The following is a 20,412-nucleotide window of genomic DNA, read 5'->3' on the forward strand; positions in this document are numbered from 1 at the left end:
CTTATATGGCCTCATCTTTCTGTATTGGAAGCTCTACAACAAATCTGCATCCACCATATTCACGGTTTTCTGCTTTGATTGTTCCTCCGGCACTATCTACAATCCGTTTTACAAGTGCAAGACCTAGGCCATTTCCTTCTGCTTTATGAGATCCATCTACCTGATAGAACTTGTCAAATATTCTGGATTTTACATCATCCTCTATTCCTGGTCCTTCATCTTCCAGAATGAACTTAACAGAATCCTTTTCCTGCTTCAGAAACATCGTAATTGTCCCCTTTGAAGGGCTGAACTTAATCGCATTATCCAAAAGATTTATCCAGATATGCATAAAAAGTCCTTCATTCCCAGTATATTTAACTTCCTCCAATTCTACCTGAAAACCAATTTCTTTTTCTGTCCATTTTGTTTCCAATGAAAGAAATGCCTGGCGGATCTGTTCATCCAGACGATATTCTGTTTTTTTCATTGGTATATTCTGATTCTCTAACTTGGATAACAGCAAAATATTACCAACCAATCCGGAAAGTCTTTGGGTGTTAAATAAGATTTTTTCTACATATTCCTCTTGATCTGGAGACAGTTCTTCTCCCTGAAGCAGCATTGTATACCCTTCAATGGCATTAATCGGGGTCTTAAACTCATGAGAAACATTAGATACAAAATCCATCTGCAGCACCTCTGTTGCACGAAGTTCTTTTGTCATAACGTTAAAACTTTGATAAGATTCTCCAACTTCTGCTATACGGCTGTTCGTTTCCAAATGCTGTTCAAAATCTCCCCGAGAAACTTCCTTCATTGCTTTACTAAGCCTAGTAATTGGTTCCAGTAACTTTGCATTGATAAAGGAAGTGATCAGCCCTGCAATCAATGTATTGAAAATCAAAAGCCAGCCAAGCACAGGTATGCTGCCCGGCAGATTAAAAAAATGATTCAAAAAAGCAAATAATAAAGCAGATATGACTGTTGAAAATACAAGTGCCAGCCAGATTGCACCAGTCAGACAGGATCGGATCCGCAATCCTTTTTCTTTCTTTTGTTCCATTATTTTTTCACCACCTTGTATCCAATTCCACGCATTGTTACGATTTCAAAATCCGGGTTATCTTTCAAACGCTCCCTGATTCTTCCTATATGTACCTCTATCGTATGTGGGTCTGCCTCCGTCTCGTATCCCCATACTTCATCCATCAACTGTTGTTTTGTAAATATTCTGCCTGGCGAAGCTGCAAGCTTATATAAAAGCAGGAATTCTTTTTTAGGCAAAACAAGACTTTCCTTATCAGTTGTAACCGTCATTGCATCATAATCAAACTCTGTTGAACCAATCACAATTTTGTGTTCATTCAGTATCTGTGCACGGCGAAGCAGTGCTCCGACTCTTAAAACCATTTCATTCACATTTACCGGTTTTACCATATAATCGTCACTTCCCGAAAGAAATCCCTGGCGCATATCATCAAAGGAACCTTTCGCAGTGATCATAAGTACCGGTATCTGATATCCTGCTGAACGGAGTTCCGACACCAGTTCATAACCATCCATAACCGGCATCATAATATCAGAAATGATCAGATCAATATATTCCTTATCCAATACTTCTAATGCCTGTGCTCCATCCGATGCACTTTTGACTTGATATCCATTCTTCTCAAGCACTTTTTGGAATAGCTGGCTTAATTCTTTATCATCTTCTACAATCAATATTTGAAACACGTTTTCCTTCCTCCTTATTAAAACAGATACCTTGCCCATCCAAGCAGATGCTGTACCAAAAATATTTTTCTCTGACGTTTCTTTGTTAATTCGATTGGCTCTACATGATATGGATCACGATAGGTTCCATCTTCCAATACCTGGCGGGACACTCTTTCATATTCCATCATGCCCTCTTCCAACTGTTTATTAATATCTTTACTGCGTATTACAAGCATCAGTTCCGTATCCAGATACGTGCTTCTCATATCCATGTTAAAGGAACCGATTACGGATAAATCATCATCAATCAGGATGCTTTTTCCGTGGTAAGAATAGCCGCCTTCATACTCCCAGATATCAATTCCTGTATTTAAAATTCTGTTTCTGTTTCTCGCATAATCAGCAGAACCAAACGGATTTCCATTGTTGGCAACCGAATTGGTCATGATAGAAAAATCCGGAACTCTCTCCGCAATCTCTTTCCATGTATTATACATCATATCATTGCAGATAATATATGGTGTATGAATTTTCACGCGCTCTTTTGCATTTTTCATTAGTTCTCCCAGTTGATACCAGACTACTGGTTCCTTGGAACCTGTGTGGATAGGATTTGACACTAATGCAATCTTTTCTGTCTCAAAAGTTTCGTCCGTGTAATCGGTATCGCAGATTCTTTCCTTATTCTCTTCAAAATATTTCTGATAGCTGTTCTGCAGCTCTAAAACTGCGTTCTTTACAGATTTTCTATTTGCCAGTTTTTTATTGTTATGAAAATAACCACTGTCTTCCTGATTCCATATGGTTTCAAAATAATCTAACAACTGGTTAACTGAATTTTCTTTCTCAGGTTCATCGCAAACCACTAACACGTCTCTGTCATAGTTCTTATGTCCCGGAAAATCACCCAGGAAATAATTGTATGTATTTCTTCCCCCAAGAATATATCTCTTTCCATCTGCAATCAAATATTTATCATGCATTCTACCCATCATTTTCCACGGTTTCAACGGATTGGCCTTATTATACAGTTTAATTTCAACATTCTCATGGGAAGATAATCCATAGAAATACGGATTTCCTTCCATATCAATCCAGCTCTCCATTCCATCTACTAACAGACGAATATGTACACCTCTGTCTGCCGCATCATGCAGTGCTCCTAAAATCAATTTTCCACTTTCATCGGATTGAAATGCAAAAGTAGAAAGAATAATTTCCTTTTTTGCATTCTTGATCAAACGCACTCTTTGTAAAAGCGCTTCTGGATTCTTTTCTATGATTACTGCCCGTTCTGTATTTTCACTGCATTCGTTCCATGACCCATTTTTTGTTTCTTTTTTGGTTGTATTGGACACTTCCGGCTGCTTTTTATATGCAACGCAGATTCCGAGCAATTCATAAAAAGCCACACATAAAAAAATTGCCAGTATAACAAGAAGGATTTTACATATTTTATACTTTTTCATTGTACATCACCTGATTCCTTTTTATTTCATACTGATACAATACAAAGTCAATCTCAATTTAACCTCAACAAAATTTATTTTTCATAAAAAAATATGACAGGCTTCTTTTTAAAGAAACAGTCATATTTTTATTCTAATATATGAAGGAGCTTTTCTTACTCCGTTGTATTAATCACTATTTTATTTCTTCCATAAGCTGTCGGATTTTTCTCAATGTACACCGTGTAACTGCCAGGTCATCTTCTTGTATATTCGATATGATTTTTTCATAAGCTTCTATCATTTTTTCTTTCTGACAATTACTTAATTCAATTGCCTTGTTCGTCAAAACAAGGTACGTTCTTTCTTTTTTTTCATCTAATTTCCAGATAATATATCCTTTATTTTCAAGACTTTTTACCATCTTAGATGTTTCTGGAATCGATAATTTCATGTATTCTGCCACTTCTGAAAGATATACTCCTTCATGACAGTCTGATTTTTCAACACATTCCTTTATACTATAAAGGAACAAATAATCTGTCCTTTCAACAAATTCAAATATGCTTTCAACATTGATGCTCTTTAAAAAAAACTCCTCTGCACTGGTTCCTGCTCCCATATTATCGTTCCTCTCTTTCTATATATTCTTTTTTGCTGACTAGACTCTTATATGCCGGGCGAATGATCTTATCTGTAGTTATCAATTCTTCCAGGCGATGTGCACTCCAACCAGCAATTCTTGCTATTGCAAATAATGGCGTGTACAATTCTCTTGGAATATTCAACATGTCATACACAAAACCACTATAGAAATCTATATTAGGACTTACTCCTTTGAATATCTGACGCTGCTTTGCAATCAACTTAGGTGCAATCTTCTCAATATTGTTATAAAGGGTCATATCTTTCTCACGTCCTTTATCCCTTGCGAGTTGTTCTACAAAGCCTTTGAACACCCTTTCTCTCGGATCTGAAATAGAATATACAGCATGTCCCATTCCATAAATAAGTCCTTTCTGATCAAACGCTTCTTTCTTCAAAATCTTACTCAGATATGATGCAATTTCCTCTTCGTCTTCATAATCTTTCACATGACTTTTAATATCATCCATCATATTCATTACCATCAGATTTGCACCGCCATGTTTTTTTCCTTTTAAGGATGACATTGCTGCTGAAATAACAGAATAAGTATCTGAACCTGAAGATGTTACTACCCGTGTAGTGAATGTAGAATTGTTACCACCACCATGTTCCATATGTAACAATAATGCTATATCCAGTACTCTTGCTTCCAGTTCTGTGAATTTTGTATCTGGTCTTAATAGGCGCAGGAAATTTTCAGCAATAGATAAATCTTTTTCAGGTCTATGAATATACATACTTTCGTTTTTTTCATAATGACAATAAGCATGGTATGCATATACTGCTAACATAGGAAATGCTGCGATCAACTGCATACTCTGCCTTAGCACATTCGGAATTTCAAGACTTTCTTTCTCCTTATCGTAAGAGCCCAATGTAAGAATACTTCGAGTCATAGAACCCATAATATCTGATGTAGGTGCTTTCATAATGACATCTCTGGTAAAGTTAGTTGGTAGTTCCATACAATCAGATAGTCTTCCCTGAAATTCCATTAACTGTGTATCAGTTGGCAATTCTCCGAATAAAAGAAGATATGCTCCTTCTTCAAAGACAAACCTTTTTCCTTTACTTCCTGTTACTAAATCTTTTATATTATAACCACGATAAGATAACTCGCCATCACATGGACTCTTTACTCCATCACGATATTCAAAAGCTTTTATATCAGAAATATTTGTAAGCCCCGTCAACACACCTTGGCCTTTTTCATCTCGTAAGCCTCTTTTTACACCATACTCTGAATACAGATTCTTACTAATGCTATCATTTTGTTCACAAAAAATTGCTTGCTGTTTCATATAATTTTCCAAATTGCTCATTTGAACCGCTCCTTTCATTCTGTTACGAACTTACATACTATACTCAGATATTCTTGTTTCCAGTGCATTCAGCATTGTCTGTTCTTTTTCTTATTCTTATTCATTAGCAATACAATACAATGGAAAACTCAATTTAACCTCAACAAGGTTTGTTTTTTCATCCATGCAAAATCTTCTTTGTACAACAGACTGTTAGATATAGCAAAAACGGCCTTTCAAAAACAGTTAACTTCTAAATCAACTGTTTTTTGAAAGGTCGTTTCATCAGATTCTTATAGCAATCCAGCAAATAATCTCATAAATAATTGTCCCAGTCGCAAATATGCACTTCGTCCGGTTTGATATTGGTCTGTCACATCACGACATTCTCCCATCGTTCTTATCAGATCATTTTTTATTTCCACAACTGCCTGACAATCTGCCATAAAACAGCCGTTTTCAAAATGGTGATATAAACTTCGATAATCCAGATTAATTGTTCCACAAGTTGCCATACAGTCATCTGCCACACTCATTTTTGCATGACAGAAACCAGGAGTCCACTCATAAACACGAACACCATGTTTAACTAATCCATGATAAAAAGAACGAGTTATATTATAAATGAATTTTTTATCAGGGATACCAGGTGTGATAATTCTTACGTCTACCCCTCGCTTAGCAGCCAGACATAACGCATGCGTCATTTCATCTGTTATGATTAAATATGGAGTCATAAACCAACAATATTTTTCAGCTTTATTTATCATACTGATATAAACTTCTTCTCCTACCTGCTCATTATCCATAGGGCTGTCTGCATAAGGTTGAACAAACCCAGTTTGCTGTGCCGCATAATCATAGTGGAAAAGGTATTTACTAAAATCAGGATCATTAGCATCCTTAGCACTTACTGCATTCCACATTTCCAAAAATGTCACCGTAAGCGACTGAACAGCATCTCCTTCTAAACGAATACCTGTATCTTTCCACTGTCCATACGGGTGTGTGTAATTAAAATATTCGTTTGCTAGATTATATCCACCTGTAAATCCGACTTTTCCATCAATAACTGTTATTTTTCTATGATCACGATTGTTCAAAAACAGATTTAAACCTGGCATAAACGGATTGAATACACGGCAATGAATTCCTATTGCCTCCATCTTTTTCACAAAATCTGTGTTAATAAAGCCTATAGAACCCATATCATCGTAGAATACTCTAACTTCCACACCTGCTTTTACTCGCTCTTCCAGAACATCTTGAATCTTATGCCATGCTTCAGCGTCTTCTATCGCATGATATTCCATAAAGATAAACTTCTGTGCTTTCTCCAAATCCTTAAGCTGTGCCTCTAATCCTTTCACTGCTTCATCAAAATACACAATATCCGTATTCTGATAGATTGGATACTGCGAATTTCTTTGTATGTAACTTGCTATATTTCCTGCTTTCGGAATTGTTTCTTTTATTCTGCTCAAACACTCCTGACTGTCCGGAAGCATTGGTAACAATTTGCTATCAATTTCTGCATATCGCTCACGCATTTTATGTGTGCCACCATTCAAACCAATCAACAAATACAGGCCTACACCCATAATTGGGAAAATTAGAATTAAGATGACCCAAGGCATTTTCATAGAGGATGTCTTATTTGATGCGTACAATCCCAAAACCAAGATTCCACTCAAAATCCTTGTAAATAAATTTATGATTTCTGCATATTCATTCAAGCGTGTTACGATAGTAATAATAAAAATCACTTCCAAAAGAATGCAGATTATGGAAAAACACAGCCGTTTTACCCCATTTTTTGTTTTTGCTTTGCCCTCTAAAGTATCTTGTTTCATATATATTCCACCTTCCTACTTGCTCAGTTTTCTCCCTAAATTTCATGGAACATACCAATTTTGTCTTTTATTCTCTGCATTTCATTATCTGCTTCAATGATAGCTCTTGCAGAATGAAGTAATTCTTCACTTATCTCATCATAGCCAGGCATTTCTTCAATTCCTTTTTTATAGCGAAGTTGATGTTCCAATGTTGCCCAGAAATCCATACCATTGGTTCGAATCTGTAATTCTACACGCATAGGTGTTTTACCCTTAGCAAAAAAAACTGGTATTTCAACAATCATATGATAGCTTCGATAACCATTCGATTTTGGATTTTTTATATAATCTTTTATTTCAATAACTTTAATATCATCCTGTTGGGTAATCAAATCTGATATCATATAAATATCGTCAATAAACGCACAAACTATTCGAACGCCTGCCACATCATTGAGATATGTCTGTATATTTTCTGTTGTAAATTCATATCCCATCTTCTGCAGTTTATTGTAAATACTATTGGGCTGCTTAATTCTTGTTTTTATAAAAGAAATAGGATTTCGATTGTTCTCAACTGAAAATTCATCATCCAAAACCTCAAGTTTAGTTTGTATCTCCCGAATAGCACAACGATACATCATCATTAAATTATAAAATTTTGTAGCATTATTTAAAAACTGTAGTGATTCCGGACTGTTCATCCTGAGTTTTTTTACTTCATCTTTTGTCATGGAACTTTCCTTTCTACCCATCCCTGATTTCAAAACATTATTTATTTTGATAGTTGATTCGTTCTCCTTGAATTACTGGATAACAAATCATTTTATCACTATCCAGATTTTCTATATGCATATCTACTGCACTGATCTGATGGTTTTCATAAGTATTGTAATAATACCATCCTTATGGCAGACAGTGGTTACGAAAGTTTTAATACCTTTGCACACCTGATCCGGAAGGGAATGTATTTCGTTATCCGCATGAAGGATATCAACAGTAATGGTATCCTTTCCTCTTATGATTTGCCTGACAGCGAATTTGATACTCATATAAGGACAACACTTACCAGACGCCATACGAAAGAAACACTGGGGAATCCTAACACCTATACCATACTTCAGCCTTCTACCGATTTTGATTTTCTTGATGAAAACTGCATGTATTACGATATTGAATTCCGTATTGTACGTGTTCGCCTTGATAATGGAACCTATATCTGTATTGCCACCAATCTTTCAGAAGAATTTCCTCTGGAAGAAATCAATAAACTTTACCGGATGCGCTGGAGCGAGGAAACAAGCTTCCGTGAACTCAAATACACCATCGGTCTGATTAACTGGCACAGCAGCAAATATGATGGAATCCTTCAGGAAATCAATGCCCATATGATTCTGTATAATTTCTGTGAATTAGTGACTTCTCACGCTAAAGTAAAAAAATCTAAAAATACCAAACACGTCTATAAAATTAATTTCGCCATCGCAGTAAACATATGCAGGGCGTATCTCAAACACGGTGGTAACGAAACAGAGACCATGCTTCTCATACAAAAGTATCTGACACCTGTCAGGTACAATCGAAAATATCCTATCCCCCTCCGTCCAAAGAGAAATAGGGATTTCATGTATCGGGTTGCATAAATCTCGTTACCATTATACTGCATTATGAGGCAGATATGCAATCTGTCTTTTTGTCATACACAAAAAAATGATTTGAACTCATCATACACCTGCTTTCTACGCATTAGTGCACCAAAAAAATACAGCATTTCTTAACTGAACAGTATTTTCAATGCATGAACGCATATGATATACTGTTTTCATCATAAAAAACCTTATCTAAATGACATTGATTTTTAACACATTCATATAAGTAAACCAATTGTCCCACTATGCTTTCGCATACATCAATACAATCCAAGTTTATTGTAGCAGCTGAAACATATTCATTAACCAGAATAATCAAATCATCTTTATTAAACATAATTCCACTTCCTCCAAACAAGAAATAATTAAATGCAACTGAGTATACAAGATAACATTCTTTTTATCGTCCTTATCAAGTTTTTTAATTTCCTTAACAAATCTAACATGAATATCACGAAATTCTGCTTCTGAAATCAATTCATGATTCAATATTATTAAATTTATTACACATGAGCAGATATAGTTCTGCGTTTTCTTTATGCAAAAATATCGTTTCTCTTGAAATATCATACTCTATTTCAGTAGTACCTTGATTATTATATCCTACGGCAAATACTTGCCAATATGTCCATATGTTAATTTCCTGACACAAATCTTCTCTCTGACGTAAATCACACCAGCCAAGTGTCAGGCTCTTAGCATATATAGGATTTTTACGATATTTGTTTTTTACAATTTCTATCAGGTTGCGATAATCTGCTGATTTTTTTGCATTCATTTATATATTCACCTCAAAAATGCACTGTTTTATTTTAACACTTTCCTTATCTGCTTATCCGTTGCATCCGGAAACATCTCATGCATATAGTCTACAAGAAGTTTCCATGAATCCTGTGGATTATCCTTGTAGCAGGAAGTCACATAATCGTATCCATAGATATGCTCAATGGATGAATACACTGCCACATCCCATCCATATTCAATACCTCTTTTATTCACTCTCTTCTTAAAATCGCAGTTGCACAGATATGTCTGCATCATAAGATTCGTTATTGCACCATCAAATCCCTTTTCTCCATCCTTACCAAATCCAGCTTGTTTTTTCAATTCATTTGAATAAATCTCTGAATCAGCATTATCTTCCATAAAATTGACCATTATCTTTTTATGCTTATTAGGTGCTTTCCCATCATCATATAATGCATCAAAATCATATCCATCCCGGCGGTAATTAGCAAATACAGGAAGCCACTTTTTTGATATAAATCCTGCCTTCTTATCAAAGAACTTTCCATAGACGATATCATGCTGCCTTGCTATAATAGCCCGCCACATCCATGGATCAATCTCCGGATTATCACTCCACCAGTACTCTGGAACAGTTCTTTCTTCAAGTGAAAACCCGTCTATATCATTCTTAAATAATGGTAAAAAGCCAAATTCATTTATATACTTGATTGCTTCATCTACAGAATGGATGCAATCCGGATTATCCCACTTCATGCCATGCATAATCCATTCACCTGATTCGTTTCCCATAATATGTGTACCTCATTACTTAGCGTACTTGTCAATCCAATTTTCGCCATCATATTCATCAATCTGTTTTACTAATCTCGTAAGATAATCTTGTAACCTACTATCTTCTTCACTTGCATACCACACATTTGCCCGTCCAAATCCATAAGCCCAACCATTTGATTTTCTTGGGACTTCCCATTGTACCTTTCTTGATCTGATCCCTGCAGGAAGTAAGACACAATCAGATGAGTTTGCAATTGCATTGTAATATTGTATATCTTCTGGAGCAAACACTGCCTCTTGATAATGTCTGAAAACTGTAGCATGTTTATACCATCCCACGACCGTCGTAAACTTATGTGCCGGATGCTTTGCACAATAAACGACAAGCACATCATCTACTGATTCTTCTTTTTTTAATAGTTCACAACCTGCAATATTCTCAATCCGCATTTGATTGACATCTTTACCATTATGTGATTTTGTCTCAAAAAATCCCAGACAATATAAGCCTTCCCTACCCTCCATATTCACTGGTGTAAAATTATATTTTTCATGGGCATCTCCTGTCTCATCAACATAGCTTCCACCATTTAACGGAGTATCCTTTCCATCTTCATTTCCTCGATACTCCTTCATCCACGCTATGTTACAAAAAAGTATTCTCATCATATCAACCTTCTTTTCCCTTTGAAAATGGACTCAAGTCGATAAACAGTTTCTTCAATCCGCTTGTGTCCTTGAACTCCTTGAATAAATACTCCAGAAGTTCTTCCTGCCTTGCCTGCCCTAATGTAAGCCGGTAAAGAGACAGAATCTTTATCAGCCTTTCATAATTAACCTCATCCTTACTCATAGGATACATTGGCACAAGCCTTTCTATTTTAACACTCTGATTTTTTCCGAAACACCAGAATGGTACAAGCTCTGACTGGTCATTCTGCTTTTCCGCTTTAGCAGCCTCAAACATTTCTGTCCATATGTCTCGCTTAAATGTGATACCATCTGCCTTACCATATTTATCAGCAACATTCTGTCTTATTGCCAGACACTTAAATCTATTGATTCTGCCTTCCCTTTGTTCCAGGTCGATGGGATTACTTGGAAGATTCCAGTGCATAATCACTCGGCAGTAATTATGAAAATCCAGTCCTTCCTGTCCGATTGATGTTGTGGCAAGCACAAATGGACGCATTGGTGAGTTAAAGGCATTTCTGATATTTTCTTTACGCATGACTACCTTGGAATTATCGCCTGCATCCTTTGTAAATCCAACTGCATAACTCGACCTTATTCGACATCCATCACTCTTCCTGTCAGCTCCATTAATACGCTTTTTGAAATCAGGATAAGTATCAGCGATATAGGTGGCTGTATGTATTTTCAATGAATCCATCATCATGTCATGCACGATCTGATACTGATTTCCATCCGACTGAAAACCTGCTGTTTCTTTCAGCATATGGATATATTCATCAATCATTGCCTGAAAACAGCCATCTTTACAGTATTTAAGTACATTCTGCCAGTGGGAATTATCATCCCTGCATCTGCCATAAGCAAGATCAATGATAGCTGTTGACTCCGGCAAATTGAAATTATTGACAAATACCTTTGCAAGCGATGTTGCTCTGGCTGTGCTTCTTCCATTAGAACGATAAATGCATATTGCTGGCGAACCCAGTACCATATTTACCAATGTTTCCAGAAGATCCTCCGGCTTTCTTCCAAGATGAATCTCCTCCGGGGCATCCAAATAACTTCTTAGCTTATCAATATGAGCAATAAAGCCCTTATTTCTCTTATCCTTTGAACTGCTTCTGACCTCAGATGTTGTATCCTCTTCGTCTGTATTCATTTCCCACACAATATCCTCTATCCAATGCTTTGCATAGATGACTCCATCCATGAGCATCGGTGCAAGATAATACCACCTGGCATCTTCCTTATTGTTACCCGAATCACCATACTTTTCTTCGATTATCGCAAGCTTCTCTTTCAGTTTCAGCCGTACAGATTTCTCTATTACTTCTAATGATTCATGATTATTCAATGACTCAATCGGTAAATACATATCAGAAAGTGTCTTTGAAGGATAAAGCAGGGCAAACAGGCTCATGCCTCTTACTTCCCCATTTGAAACATTAAACCTGAGCCTTGCCACCGGGTATCGTCTCGAACCATCCGCAAAATACCCCGTATTCTTCTTATCCTGATTCTTTATCTGATGTACCAGTTTTCCAAGCACTTAAGTTTTGTTACTCAAGTACTTGCTCTTATTTTTAATAATTATAATCTACCATGATTATACAAGCATCTTCTTAATTGATTCAACCGTGTCCCTACTCAGATGATTTCGTTTAAATGTATGAATTGCCCTATCGATATCTTCGACACTCTGCAAAATATATGTACTTTGAACTGGACTGTTACTTCTGATTAAAATAACATATCCTTCAACCCACACATTATAGCCTTCCAGATATTTCGCAAGGATATAAATCTGCCTTTTTACCTGCTTAACAGGATTTTTGACTTCTTTCACAAATGTATTTCCATATCCGTCATCTTTATATTTTTCCCAATTATAATCATCCTCATTGCCATAAAGTTGACCCTTGTAATTCTTAACTTCAAAAATAAACACACCATATTTATTTACAACAACATTATCAAGTTCTGTGTGCTTTCCATCGTACGATACAGAAATATTGGTGAATAAATAATCTCCTTCACGAAGTACTCCCTTAATGATTTCTGTCGCTATATGTTCTCCCCGACGACCAGCCCGCTTTTCAGGTGCTTCAATCACCCACGGTTCATAAGTATGTGGCTTTTTATTATTACCGCTACTATTATTACCAATATTAGTTACAACGATAATAATAAGTACAGCTATCAATATCGCTATGACTGTTATAATCAATTCATATCACCTCTGTATTTAAATTGATTCTATCATAAACCTATTTTAAAAATTAATAAAGAATAAATAAACTCACTGGGTTCGAACCCCGGTAAAATAATCCTCATCCATTACCAATAACATTGACAACCTCCTATAAATAAAATAAGAGCAGGTATTTAAGTTTTATTACTCAAGTACTTGCTATGTTTCTTTGTATCAAAATTATTATATATAGTTGTATGTTGGTGGATTTACGGATATTCTGTAAGATGTAGTCTATAAACAGGAATCTATAGAACTTTTATTTCAATGGCAACAACACCATATTTCTCTATCATTTCTTTAGAATAATACATGAGCATTTCTTTCGGATTTGCAATCTCATCTTTGTTATATCCAATGGATACTTTACTGTGATGCTGATACAATTCTTCAAAAGATAGATACCGATACATGTTGATTACCATGCAGTCTATTTTCTCTTTATTACTTGTATCTGTAAATATAATGGTATCACCTGTTGATATTAGCGAACGCTTCTCATCAAACAGTCGCATTTTTATTGTTTTTGTTTGTTCTTTTATCTTTACGAAAGAATCATGCCATATGTCCATTTCGTGTGTCATAGCATACCTCCACACTTCCGATTCTTTTTACCCATTTTAACACAAAACTCAACCAAGTTAAAACTCCTATTCTCAACCATTCCACTCTCCTGACACCGAGTGCCCAAAAAATGCCCAACTTGCCTACAAACATTCCCAGTGTTTATGCGGGTTTTCAAAATCACAATAATTAATACATGGAAATAATAAAGAATGAATTTCTTCACAAGACGCCCGTTCCCCTCCTAGTCAGTAGGCACGAAAAGAAAAAATGGAATGGTCAACCAACCATTCCCATCTTAATGAGCCCACCGGGGTTCGAACCCGGGACACCTAGATTAAAAGTCTAGTGCTCTACCAACTGAGCTATGAGCCCTTATTAAATTAAATAATAAGCTTGTCTATTCAGGTGCTAAATTCAACGGCAATCTTTTCTGCCAGAAGAACCATCATGCTAACCGTACGACAGCCCAACTGGGCTAGCTGGATTCGAACCAGCGTGATGCAGGGATCAAAACCCTGTGCCTTACCGCTTGGCGATAGCCCAAAAATAGATAAGGGTGGATACAGGGATTCGAACCCTGGGCCTTCAGAGCCACAATCTGACGCGCTAACCAACTGCGCTATACCCACCACATAAAAAAACGTCGCTCGCAGCATATTCTATGTTGCTTCGCAACCAGCTATCTCATCTGAGAAAATTATCTCTTATTAGATAAAAAGTGTGCCCGAAGGGATTCGAACCCCCGACCCACGGCTTAGAAGGCCGTTGCTCTATCCAGCTGAGCTACGAACACACAAAGCGGGTGATGGGAATCGAACCCACGTATCTAGCTTGGAAGGCTAGTGTTCTACCATTGAACTACACCCGCATAAATGATCGGGGTGACAGGATTCGAACCTGCGACCTCTTGATCCCAAATCAAGCGCTCTAGCCAAGCTGAGCCACACCCCGATATGCAATTGATGTTTGATACGTTTCATTCAGTTTTGAATTACTCTGTATCGCAACGACAAGATGTATTATAGTATAAGACCCCTATGTTGTCAACACCTTTTTTGAATTTTTTTTAATTTTTTTTACATTTTTTTCAAAACCTGTTTAAACCCGCATAAATAGGGGCTTAAAAGACTTTTATTTTTTTGAATTCCAGCATAAAATCATCTTAAAAACATAAAATCACAAAATTTTATTTTTAATTTTTACTATCAGATTGACTTTAATTTGAAGCCGACTTCACCATTATCAAGAACTTCCATCATGATATATGTACATTTTTTATCAGCCTGTCTCGGATAAGAAATACTGCCTGGATTAATGAGCATAATCTCATCTTCAACAGAAATAACCGGTCTGTGTGTATGTCCAAACATTACAATATCAAACCCTCTTGATATCCCCTCTTCTCTTATTGTCTGCAAATCAAGCGAAACATAATAATAGTGCCCATGTGTAAGCAGCACTTTATATTTTCCGATCTGTGTCTCAATCTCTTTGTCATATGGCGAAAAAAAGTCATTATTTCCCGGAACAAACATCACTTCACATCCAGCCATTCCTCTTATAACTTCATCCTCTCCCTCAAAGTCCCCGAGATGTATAAGCTTGTCAATATTACCCTCACGATACAATGCTTCTGCAAGATTCGTAATCCGTCTGTGGGTATCGCTAACTATCATAATCCGCTGCATATAATCTCACCTCATTTTCATAAGAATAGGAAATACCTCTTTTACTTTTTTAAGTGCCTTTCCACGATGGCTTATACTGTTCTTTTCGTCCGCAGAAAGCTCAGCAGAGCTTTTTTGATATTCAGGCAGGAAAAATATAGGGTCATATCCAAAACCATTCTCTCCGAGCGGTTTATCACCTATAATGCCCTCCATTGTCCCTCTAAAAGCAAATTCATCACCTTCCGGAAATGCAATTGCAACTACTGCCACAAATCTTGCACTTCTGTCACTTCCAATAACACCTTTAAGTTTATCAATAATAGCCTGATTCTTTATCTCATACGGCGTATCATGCCCCATAAATCTTGCTGAATGAACCCCCGGCTCCTTATTAAGCCAGTCAACTTCAAGTCCCGAATCATCTGCAAGCGTCACACAACCGGTCATCTCACTGATAGTCCTTGCTTTAATCAATGCATTTTCAGAAAATGTACGTCCGTATTCTTCTATATCTACATCAATTCCGGCTTCTTTCATAGAAACAAGCTCAATGTCCATATCTTTTAAAATTTCCCTGAATTCTTTTATTTTTCCCATATTATTAGATGCAAGTATAACTTTTTCCATAATCAGGTCTCCTATCTGTTATTTGTATACATTTTAAGGCATATATTACATTCCTTTGACTCCTCAACATGTTCCCATGATTTGCCTATAAGACTTATATATCCCTCACCATCGTCAATCACAACATTTTTTGTTGAACGACCAGCTTTATACTCAATTGCAATCGGATGTACTGCTCCTGGCGTTGTAATTTTGACTATAATGGCATATTTTTTACCCTCTGCCATATTAACTGCTTTGTTCAAATCAACCGTGTAATAGCCCTCATTTGTAAATTTGCCCGATTGCAGATAAACCTTATTGCAAAATGACTCAGTCCCCTCAAAATTATCAACATAATATATTTCATAAGATGTATCTTTTCCTGTTGCATAAAATCCTACTGCTTTCAGTTCTTCATCTGACTGAGCTGTGTAAACATTGGAAAAATATGCTGTATCACATTCATAACCCAGCTGTCCTACCCAGCCACACAAATCACTCTGATATATATTATCATAATTGTCATTATCCTCTACACGCGTATATACAACATTATGGATTCCTATATTAGAATCATAATATGACACGTAAAACAAACCATCATCGCCAAAGCTGTCTCCCCAGCTATTCACACATATAAATGCACCGTTTCCCTCGAGGCTTACGCTGAAATTATCTTTAGAATAATTATCATCCCATCCAATGATAACGACATCATGATTCGGCTTTTTTGTACCTATATAGCAATATGAATAATTTTTATCATTGTAATACATTGAACGCTCTCCGGCATAACTCATTGATGTATACAATGATGATTCAACACCGCCATATAAAAATACAGCTTTTTTTACAGCTTCAAGATTCTTGCTCTCAATAATCTGTGCTTCCTGAACATGCTTTACAACTCCGGCATCCGGATTATTTATGCCATCACCATACACATCGTCTTCTTCAAGAACAGGTCCTCTCCAAGATGCAAGATATGAAATCGCTCTTGTATAATCTCCACCATCATACTGTGCACCAAAATATCCACTGTTCCATACCATATTATCCTCAGAAAAATCGTATTTTTCCTCTGGCATAAGACTTGTCTCAACTGCCGTAAGCGATGCAAATGCCCAACATGTTCCATATATTCCCTGGTCTTTTATTTTTCCCAGTCTTCCTACATCATAATAACTGTATCTTGATGGAAGTATGCTCTCATCTTTCTTCGTGTCTACAAGATTAAGCGTATTTTCTACCGAATCCCACTTATACGTATAACCAAATCCTTCTTCAAGCACATGTGCATTAATATAATATCCGTCATCATCCTTCTTCATTGCATTTTCAAGAAATACTTTTTTGCCATTAACATCAATAAAAGTATCATAACTGTCAATTGACACCACGGTATTCCCCTTCTGAAGTTCTATCCCATCATCAGAAACAGTATTGAATGCACACTTGAATGAATTTCTGAATATATACGTTGGAATCATAATATCAAGATTATTTTCCATATAAATCCTGTTTTTTGCAAATGCTACCTCAACTCCGTCTACAATCAGCCTTAACTGATTTTCGCTGGCATCAGACGCAATTATATCCTGCCATTCACTCGGACGGTCTTTCGCTGTAATTACAACATTGCCAAGTGCTATTCCCTTATCCTGTGCAACCGCTTCAAGCAGATATACTACTGCTACAGATAAAATAAAAATCAATCCCAGATATAACTTACGGCCTTTCAAATCTTATCCCCTTTTGTCTAATCTCTTCTATTAATCTCTCTTCTTTGGTGGCTTAGGTCCTATAAATGAATAAAAATATGTCTTTAACATACCATTATAAATCTTTCTGTTTTTATCAGCTTTCCTACCAAAATATTTTTCTATATCCTGATATGAAGTAATAACATATGCTGACCAGCTGTCCAACTGTGCAAACTGTCTTCCTAAAGCACTATATATTGCAGGAAGTGCCTCTTTTTCCTCAAGACGTTCGCCATATGGCGGGTTAGTAATAATAAATCCATATTTCTTTGGGTGTGACAATTTAGCCACATCTCTTTGCTGGAAATGTATAAGATTAGCAACACCTGCATTTTCAGCATTCCTTCTGGCAATCTTAATCACATCACCATCAAGATCATATCCCTGAATATCAGTCTCAATATTAGTATTAACCATATCATTAGCCTCTGTTACAGCCTCATACCATTCCTTTTTAGGGATAATTCCCGACCAGCTCTCCGCTGTAAAATCACGATTAAGCCCGGGGGCTATATTCGCTGCAATCATAGCTGCTTCAATCGGAAATGTTCCACTTCCGCAAAATGGATCAATCAATATCCTGTCTTTATTCCAGGGAGTCAGCTTAATAAGTGCAGCTGCAAGACACTCCGAAATTGGTGCTTTTCCTGCCTCTGGACGATATCCTCTCTTATGAAGAGAATTGCCTGTTGTATCAAGTGCAATAGTCACAACATCCTTTAATATAGTTACTCTTATAGGATAAGACTCCCCATCTTCTTTAAACCAATTTATACGATATTTAAGTTTTAACCTTTCGACAATAGCTTTCTTAACAATAGACTGTATATCAGAGCTGCTGAAAAGCTTACTATTTACCGAATTAGCCTTTGTAACCCAGAACTTTCCATCCGCCGGAATAAATTCTTCCCACGGAAGCTCTTTTGTCTGGTCAAATAATTCCGTAAAAGTCACTGCATTAAACTGTCCAACTTTCAAAAGGACTCTCTCAGCCGTTCTAAGATTAATATTAGCACGGCATATAGCCTCAGCATCACCTTCAAATGTTACCTTACCATCTTCAACTGATATAATCTCATATCCAAGTTCATATATTTCTTTTTTCAACACCGATTCAAGTCCAAAATGACATGGTGCAATCAATTCATATGTATTCATCAATTCTCCATTTCTTAATATTACAGTATCATACACTTAATATATTAATGCTTGTTCCAATAGCTGTCAAGCTGTTATATATCTACCTTTATATCTTTCGATTCCACCGGCTAAAGACTTAACATTAAAACCTGCCATTGACATTTTTCTGCACATAAAATAGCTTTGTGCTCCTCTGCTGCAATATAACAGAATAATCTTATTTTTCTTTAGTAAAATATCACCGGTCCGCACAATTCCGGTTCTGCCATACATATAATTTTCAATCGCATTTTCTAAATCTTCTGCATTTATACAAACAGCTCCCTTTATATGTTTCTTCATATAATCCGTTTCACTTCTCAAATCTATTATAAGCGGGTTCTCTTTTTCAATATACCTGTCAAACAAAGAACTTCCAATAATTTCGCACGCCATAATATGTCTCGCTCAACTTTTACATCCTTCTTAACATTATATGCTGCATGAAGTGCATAATTGCAATATTTTATTATGTCCTGCCAATAGACAATATAACTATCCAATGGCAGGACATTTGTTTGTTGTTTATTTGTTATTTTATTTAATAAATTCTATTACATTCAAAATTTAATCTTCTGAACTGTTGTAACTATTTGAGCTATTTGAGCTATTTGAACTGTTATAGCTGTTTGAACTGTTTTTTGATGAATTCTTTGATGAATTTTTTGATGAATTTTTACCTGATGTCTTATTGTATGAATTACTCTCATTTGATGAGTTGTATGAATCTGTTGAGTTAGATGAATTATATGAGTTATTGGAACTATTCTTAGACATATCTATGTCCTCCTTAAATATAATAAATTTTACGTTTATTATTATTTTCAGATTTTCCAATAAATATACAAAAAAAACTGTATAAAAGAAATCTTCTTTTACACAGTTTTTAATGTACGTGACAAGATTCGAACTCGCGACCTTCTGGTCCGTAGCCAGACGCTCTATCCAGCTGAGCTACACGTACTTATAAAGTCAAATTAATGACAATGCCGGCAACGGGAATCGAACCCGTATGGGAGTATAAGTCCCGCAGGATTTTAAGTCCTGTGCGTCTGCCAGTTCCGCCACACCGGCACATATGGGACCTACAGGGCTCGAACCTGTGACCCTCTGCTTGTAAGGCAGATGCTCTCCCAGCTGAGCTAAGATCCCATGATGCTAATTAATACAATATATTCTATTGTAAGCGACCCGGATGGGGTTCGAACCCACGACCTCCGCCGTGACAGGGCGGCGCTCTAACCAGCTGAGCCACCAGGCCATTTTATAGTAAATCTAGTGGACCTTCGGGGACTCGAACCCAGGACCGACCGGTTATGAGCCGGTTGCTCTAACCAACTGAGCTAAAGGTCCAAGTAGAGCCGACAGTCGGAGTCGAACCAACAACCTGCTGATTACAAATCAGCTGCTCTGCCATTGAGCCATGTCGGCATAATTGGAGAGATTTACTATAAGTGACTCCAAGGGGATTTGAACCCCTGTTACCGCCGTGAAAGGGCGGTGTCTTAACCGCTTGACCATGGAGCCTTATTTAATTATAAAGGTGCTAAATCTTCAAAAGACTGTAAACATGG

General features: G+C 36.6%; 21 protein-coding genes, 13 tRNA genes and 1 pseudogene. 1 reads left to right on the forward strand and 34 read right to left on the reverse strand.

Annotation, left to right across the window (positions count from 1 at the left end):
* Nucleotide 1 precedes the first annotated feature (1 nt).
* The 8 genes and pseudogenes from H8S01_RS13315 to H8S01_RS14180 form a co-directional block, all read right to left on the reverse strand.
* The gene (locus H8S01_RS13315) at nt 2-1,045 is read right to left on the reverse strand and encodes a HAMP domain-containing sensor histidine kinase (protein ID WP_186837492.1); all 1,044 of its coding nucleotides are present in this window, start codon (nt 1,043-1,045) and stop codon (nt 2-4) included.
* Nucleotides 1,045-1,755 carry a response regulator transcription factor gene (locus H8S01_RS13320; RefSeq protein ID WP_186837493.1) on the reverse strand — a complete coding sequence of 237 codons (711 nt, stop codon included), beginning with the start codon at nt 1,753-1,755 and terminating at the stop codon, nt 1,045-1,047. The genes H8S01_RS13315 and H8S01_RS13320 overlap by 1 nt, the downstream gene beginning before the upstream one ends.
* Nucleotides 1,734-3,167 carry a phospholipase D family protein gene (locus H8S01_RS13325; RefSeq protein WP_186837494.1) on the reverse strand — a complete coding sequence of 478 codons (1,434 nt, stop codon included), beginning with the start codon at nt 3,165-3,167 and terminating at the stop codon, nt 1,734-1,736. Before H8S01_RS13325 ends, H8S01_RS13320 begins: the two co-directional genes overlap by 22 nt.
* Nucleotides 3,168-3,342: 175 nt before the next feature.
* Nucleotides 3,343-3,768 carry a MarR family winged helix-turn-helix transcriptional regulator gene (locus H8S01_RS13330; RefSeq protein ID WP_006858455.1) on the reverse strand — a complete coding sequence of 142 codons (426 nt, stop codon included), beginning with the start codon at nt 3,766-3,768 and terminating at the stop codon, nt 3,343-3,345.
* Nucleotide 3,769: 1 nt separating this feature from the next.
* Entirely contained in the window at nt 3,770-5,134 is a 1,365-nt protein-coding gene (locus tag H8S01_RS13335; protein WP_186837495.1) for a citrate/2-methylcitrate synthase, read from the reverse strand.
* A 254-nt stretch (nt 5,135-5,388) separates the two neighbouring features.
* A complete protein-coding gene (gene cls, locus H8S01_RS13340) occupies nt 5,389-6,948 on the reverse strand; it encodes a cardiolipin synthase (protein WP_186837496.1) in 1,560 nt (519 codons plus the stop codon).
* A gap of 35 nt (nt 6,949-6,983) precedes the next feature.
* Nucleotides 6,984-7,664 (reverse strand): GTP pyrophosphokinase, encoded by a 681-nt coding sequence (locus H8S01_RS13345; RefSeq protein ID WP_186837497.1) that lies wholly within the window; start codon nt 7,662-7,664, stop codon nt 6,984-6,986.
* Nucleotides 7,665-7,701: 37 nt separating this feature from the next.
* Nucleotides 7,702-7,836 (reverse strand): annotated as a pseudogene (locus H8S01_RS14180) (linear amide C-N hydrolase); the annotation flags it as partial.
* 2 nt (nt 7,837-7,838) lie between these two features.
* On the opposite strand from H8S01_RS14180, the gene H8S01_RS13350 reads away from it, so the two are divergent.
* A complete protein-coding gene (locus H8S01_RS13350; RefSeq protein WP_186837498.1) occupies nt 7,839-8,573 on the forward strand; it encodes a transposase in 735 nt (244 codons plus the stop codon).
* Between the two features lie 148 nt (nt 8,574-8,721).
* Here H8S01_RS13350 and H8S01_RS13355 read toward each other — a convergent pair whose 3' ends face one another.
* The 26 genes from H8S01_RS13355 to H8S01_RS13480 all read right to left on the reverse strand — a co-directional run bounded on the left by H8S01_RS13355 (nt 8,722) and on the right by H8S01_RS13480 (nt 20,365).
* A complete protein-coding gene (locus tag H8S01_RS13355; protein ID WP_186837499.1) occupies nt 8,722-8,916 on the reverse strand; it encodes a hypothetical protein in 195 nt (64 codons plus the stop codon).
* Nucleotides 8,917-9,057: 141 nt separating this feature from the next.
* Nucleotides 9,058-9,357, reverse strand: coding sequence for a hypothetical protein (locus tag H8S01_RS13360; protein ID WP_186837500.1), 300 nt, complete (start codon nt 9,355-9,357; stop codon nt 9,058-9,060).
* 29 nt (nt 9,358-9,386) lie between these two features.
* Nucleotides 9,387-10,118: a hypothetical protein gene (locus H8S01_RS13365; protein WP_186837501.1), complete on the reverse strand. Its 732-nt coding sequence runs from the start codon at nt 10,116-10,118 to the stop codon at nt 9,387-9,389.
* A gap of 15 nt (nt 10,119-10,133) precedes the next feature.
* A complete protein-coding gene (locus H8S01_RS13370) occupies nt 10,134-10,772 on the reverse strand; it encodes a hypothetical protein (RefSeq protein WP_186837502.1) in 639 nt (212 codons plus the stop codon).
* A 1-nt stretch (nt 10,773) separates the two neighbouring features.
* Complete coding sequence (locus tag H8S01_RS14370; protein WP_330605633.1) at nt 10,774-12,348, reverse strand: helicase C-terminal domain-containing protein; 1,575 nt, start codon at nt 12,346-12,348, stop codon at nt 10,774-10,776.
* A 57-nt stretch (nt 12,349-12,405) separates the two neighbouring features.
* On the reverse strand, nt 12,406-13,026 hold the full coding sequence (locus H8S01_RS13380) for a nuclease-related domain-containing protein (RefSeq protein WP_243204409.1): 621 nt from the start codon (nt 13,024-13,026) through the stop codon (nt 12,406-12,408).
* A gap of 272 nt (nt 13,027-13,298) precedes the next feature.
* Nucleotides 13,299-13,634 (reverse strand): ASCH domain-containing protein, encoded by a 336-nt coding sequence (locus H8S01_RS13385; protein WP_243204410.1) that lies wholly within the window; start codon nt 13,632-13,634, stop codon nt 13,299-13,301.
* 282 nt (nt 13,635-13,916) lie between these two features.
* A tRNA-Lys gene (locus H8S01_RS13390) sits at nt 13,917-13,989 on the reverse strand.
* Nucleotides 13,990-14,087: 98 nt separating this feature from the next.
* Nucleotides 14,088-14,160, reverse strand: a tRNA-Gln gene (locus H8S01_RS13395).
* Between the two features lie 12 nt (nt 14,161-14,172).
* A tRNA-His gene (locus tag H8S01_RS13400) sits at nt 14,173-14,246 on the reverse strand.
* A gap of 90 nt (nt 14,247-14,336) precedes the next feature.
* Nucleotides 14,337-14,410, reverse strand: a tRNA-Arg gene (locus tag H8S01_RS13405).
* A 4-nt stretch (nt 14,411-14,414) separates the two neighbouring features.
* A tRNA-Gly gene (locus tag H8S01_RS13410) sits at nt 14,415-14,485 on the reverse strand.
* A gap of 8 nt (nt 14,486-14,493) precedes the next feature.
* A tRNA-Pro gene (locus H8S01_RS13415) sits at nt 14,494-14,568 on the reverse strand.
* A 254-nt stretch (nt 14,569-14,822) separates the two neighbouring features.
* Nucleotides 14,823-15,305, reverse strand: coding sequence for a metallophosphoesterase family protein (locus H8S01_RS13420; RefSeq protein ID WP_021865981.1), 483 nt, complete (start codon nt 15,303-15,305; stop codon nt 14,823-14,825).
* Between the two features lie 6 nt (nt 15,306-15,311).
* The gene (locus tag H8S01_RS13425; RefSeq protein ID WP_021865980.1) at nt 15,312-15,914 is read right to left on the reverse strand and encodes an XTP/dITP diphosphatase; all 603 of its coding nucleotides are present in this window, start codon (nt 15,912-15,914) and stop codon (nt 15,312-15,314) included.
* 11 nt (nt 15,915-15,925) lie between these two features.
* Complete coding sequence (locus H8S01_RS13430) at nt 15,926-17,638, reverse strand: lectin like domain-containing protein (RefSeq protein WP_243204412.1); 1,713 nt, start codon at nt 17,636-17,638, stop codon at nt 15,926-15,928.
* A 30-nt stretch (nt 17,639-17,668) separates the two neighbouring features.
* On the reverse strand, nt 17,669-18,817 hold the full coding sequence (locus tag H8S01_RS13435) for a THUMP domain-containing class I SAM-dependent RNA methyltransferase (RefSeq protein WP_186837503.1): 1,149 nt from the start codon (nt 18,815-18,817) through the stop codon (nt 17,669-17,671).
* A 66-nt stretch (nt 18,818-18,883) separates the two neighbouring features.
* Nucleotides 18,884-19,234: a rhodanese-like domain-containing protein gene (locus H8S01_RS13440; RefSeq protein ID WP_186837504.1), complete on the reverse strand. Its 351-nt coding sequence runs from the start codon at nt 19,232-19,234 to the stop codon at nt 18,884-18,886.
* A 171-nt stretch (nt 19,235-19,405) separates the two neighbouring features.
* Complete coding sequence (locus H8S01_RS13445) at nt 19,406-19,615, reverse strand: hypothetical protein (protein ID WP_021865976.1); 210 nt, start codon at nt 19,613-19,615, stop codon at nt 19,406-19,408.
* Nucleotides 19,616-19,728: 113 nt separating this feature from the next.
* A tRNA-Arg gene (locus H8S01_RS13450) sits at nt 19,729-19,802 on the reverse strand.
* A 23-nt stretch (nt 19,803-19,825) separates the two neighbouring features.
* Nucleotides 19,826-19,912: transfer RNA gene (locus tag H8S01_RS13455), tRNA-Leu, on the reverse strand.
* 5 nt (nt 19,913-19,917) lie between these two features.
* Nucleotides 19,918-19,990 (reverse strand) — tRNA-Val (locus H8S01_RS13460).
* A 35-nt stretch (nt 19,991-20,025) separates the two neighbouring features.
* A tRNA-Asp gene (locus H8S01_RS13465) sits at nt 20,026-20,099 on the reverse strand.
* Between the two features lie 18 nt (nt 20,100-20,117).
* Nucleotides 20,118-20,191, reverse strand: a tRNA-Ile gene (locus H8S01_RS13470).
* Nucleotides 20,192-20,197: 6 nt separating this feature from the next.
* A tRNA-Thr gene (locus H8S01_RS13475) sits at nt 20,198-20,269 on the reverse strand.
* Nucleotides 20,270-20,293: 24 nt separating this feature from the next.
* A tRNA-Glu gene (locus tag H8S01_RS13480) sits at nt 20,294-20,365 on the reverse strand.
* Nucleotides 20,366-20,412 lie beyond the last annotated feature (47 nt).

The sequence above is a fragment of the Lachnospira hominis (ex Liu et al. 2021) genome (assembly GCF_014287955.1).
Taxonomy (GTDB): Bacteria; Bacillota; Clostridia; order Lachnospirales; family Lachnospiraceae; genus Lachnospira; species Lachnospira hominis.